Source organism: Bartonella sp. CE47NXGY (assembly GCF_042195415.1).
In the GTDB taxonomy this organism is placed as follows: Bacteria; Pseudomonadota; Alphaproteobacteria; order Rhizobiales; family Rhizobiaceae; genus Bartonella.
This window is the reverse complement of record NZ_JBHIOI010000234.1, coordinates 1-693: the sequence shown is the minus strand read 5'-3', so window position 1 is coordinate 693 and position 693 is coordinate 1. Positions and strand designations below refer to the sequence as shown.

At 37.1% G+C, this 693-nt stretch carries 1 protein-coding gene and 1 pseudogene; both read right to left on the bottom strand.

All coding sequences use genetic code 11. From position 1 onward, the window contains the following. Window positions 1-243 (bottom strand): annotated as a pseudogene (locus ACFIL3_RS10840) (hypothetical protein); the annotation flags it as partial. 10 nt (window positions 244-253) lie between these two features. Then, a complete protein-coding gene (locus tag ACFIL3_RS10835) occupies window positions 254-628 on the bottom strand; it encodes a hypothetical protein (RefSeq protein ID WP_375611623.1) in 375 nt (124 codons plus the stop codon). Between the last annotated feature and the right edge of the window lie 65 nt (window positions 629-693).

The following is a 693-nucleotide window of genomic DNA, read 5'->3' as shown; positions in this document are numbered from 1 at the left end:
TAAGTTTTGCGGCACTCTCTCTTTTTCTTTTCCGCTTTTTTCAAAGAAACAAAAACGCTGTGGATGTTCTTTCATCAAACGTCTTTGTTTTTTCACTCTGTAATAGAGCCTCAAACGCTTGATTAAAGAATAATAAGGCGCCACAATAATCATATTCACAAAAATGGCAAAAACTGTAACTGCATTTAGAAGAAAACATCCAATCGGCAGAAACAAAACAAAAACCGCGGCCTCACTCCTCATGCGTATAACCTCATTGATTAATCTCTTGCTGCTTTATTTTTTCTTTTAGTTTTTTCTTTATTTTTTCCAATTTACGCTCTTTAAAACGACAAATGCCCCACAAAATAGGAAGGGGTGTGAGAAGACAAAACCATATCAACACTGGTAAGAGAAAAATAAGAGAACCAATTCCTTCCCATCTTGTCCATTGCAACGGCTGTACCAGAGACTTTGCACCCGCAGGAACTTCTAAAGCCATCATGATAAGGCATGTACAAAACATGATAAAAAAGCGGTGCCCTATTATTTTACACCGTCCCACCCCTTTACGCATTTCCACTGAAGACACCATAAATTTTCTAAATGAAAAGAAAGACTCTTCAAATGTTGCTTTTTTCTCCTGCATTGTTCCCCTCTGCTTTTACGCTTCGCGCTTTTTACGCATTATTTTTAGGTTTAAGCTCTTTTTAA